Annotated in this window: 2 protein-coding genes; both read right to left on the minus strand. The window is 63.1% G+C overall.

Features of this window, described 5'->3' with window-relative positions:
* A partial coding sequence (locus ACK6AU_RS31900; RefSeq protein WP_409303738.1) for a beta-ketoacyl synthase N-terminal-like domain-containing protein occupies positions 1–405 on the minus strand: 405 nt, incomplete at its 3' end.
* Between the two features lie 66 nt (positions 406–471).
* Positions 472–1,734 (minus strand): hydroxymethylglutaryl-CoA synthase family protein, encoded by a 1,263-nt coding sequence (locus tag ACK6AU_RS31905; protein WP_409303740.1) that lies wholly within the window; start codon positions 1,732–1,734, stop codon positions 472–474.
* Positions 1,735–1,858: the final 124 nt, after the last annotated feature.

Genomic DNA, 1,858 nt, shown 5'->3' on the forward strand with positions numbered 1-1,858 from the left:
TCCGGCATCCTCGAAAGCCCGGTAGCCCTCTTCCAGGAACAAGCGCTGCTGCGGATCCATCCGTTGCGCCTCGCTGGGGGCGATGTTGAAGAACAGCGGATCGAAGCATTCGATGGCCTCCAGGCTGCCCAGCCACTTGCTGTAGGCCTTGCCCGGCGAAGGTATGGCCGGGTCGAAATAGGCATCGACGTCCCAGCGCGTGGCTGGGATCTCGCCCACGCAGTCGCGGCCGTCCGCCAGGTTGCGCCAATAGGTCTCCAGCGAGTCGGCCCCGGGATAGCGGCCGGACATGCCGACGATGGCGATGGCTGCCTGCTCTGGGCAGGCCTGGGGCGATGGCTTGGCGGCCTGTTCGCTGGCGCCAGGCGTGGCGGTGGTTTCGTCCTGCGGCGATCGTGGATCCATGGATCTACTCCTACAGTTGTCTGGCAAACCATCCATTGTTCGCGGCCCACCCATGGGCCCAGGTCCTTACTGGGCCCATTCGTACTCGCGGTGGAATTCCTTGATTTCCCGCAGAACCAGCTGTGGTCGATCCGCACGCGGCAACTGCGGACGTACGCTGGAAGCGTCGTCGATCCGTACGTTGCGGGTGCCGAAGCGTACCTGCGTGTTGCTCTGCAACAGCCCTTCGTACTCGCTCATCGACAGCCGGTAACGGTTATCGAGCTGGCGTTCGATCTCCTGGGCCCGCAGTTGCACCTGACCTTGATGGCGCACTACGCCGCTGTAGAACTCCGAACAGCAGCCCGAGCCATAGGAGAAGCAACCGATGCGCCCCGGCGATTCGAAGCGGCCATTGGCGATGGTGCTGGCCAGCGATAGCAGCACGGTACCGCCCATGATGTTGCCGACCCGCTGGCAATAGCTGAGCCCCGGCGTCACCCGGCGCTGGAAATCGGCATCGATATCCGCCGGCGTAGCTTGGGCCTGCTTGCGCATCATGGTGCGATGTGCACCCTTGATCATCCCACCGAAGGGTGTATGGAACGCCAGGTAGCGAAACGAGCCGACATAGTCGACGTCGCCGACGCGCTTCTGGTACTCGAGGAATGCGTTCTCGCAGCAGTCCAGATAGGACAGCAGCGACAGGTCGGAGTCGCCGGCCTCGGTATCCGGGGTTGGCCGGCAAGTGTCCATCACTTCATAGCCGTAGTAGCCGTTGGCGCCAACGTCGATGTCGAAGACCCGCGGCTGGTCGCTGATCAGCATCGCCACGGCGCCGGCACCGGTGCTGGGCTCGGCGAACGACCAGTCCTCGGTGAGTGCGCTGCCGCCATCGGCGGTCATGTGCCGGGCCAGGTCGGTGGAGATCACCAGCGCCTTGGCCCCCGGCGAGACCTGGGCCAGGATGAAGTTCACCGCCATCTGCAAGCCTGCGGTGCCCGAATAGCAGGCCTGCTTGAGTTCGAACAATCGGCAGTTGCGGTCCAGTCCCAGGTGGTGATGGACGTAGGTGCTCAGCGACTTGCCGAAATCGATCCCCGACTCCGAGCAGGTGATCAGCAACTCGATCCGGACCTTCTCTTCGGCCGACAACGCCTCCACCAGAGGGCGTGCTGCGTTCACCGCATAGGTCACCGGGTCCTCGTCCAACAGCGCGACGGTCTTTTCCTTCATCAACAGATTATTGAAGCGCGCCGTATCCAGCTGGCGGTGCGCGGCCAGTTCGGCAACGTCCAGGCAGGCCCGACCGCCGAACACGTTAATCGCTTCTATTCCTACGGATAACATTGGCTTTCTCCTTGGCTGTTCATCACTCATGGCGCGTCAGGCACAACGCAGTGTTGATGCCGCCAAAACCCATGCTCAGGGTCAGGGCGTGCTCTATCGGGTGCGGTCTGGCCACATCACGGAC

Origin of the sequence: Pseudomonas sp. KCJK8993 (assembly GCF_046230915.1) — a bacterium.
In the GTDB taxonomy this organism is placed as follows: domain Bacteria; phylum Pseudomonadota; class Gammaproteobacteria; order Pseudomonadales; family Pseudomonadaceae; genus Aquipseudomonas; species Aquipseudomonas piscis.

Coding starts and splice junctions, on each gene's coding strand:
- ACK6AU_RS31905 (WP_409303740.1), bottom strand. CDS start 1,734: ATGTTATCCGTAGGAATAGAAGCGATTAACGTGTTCGGCGGTCGGGCC.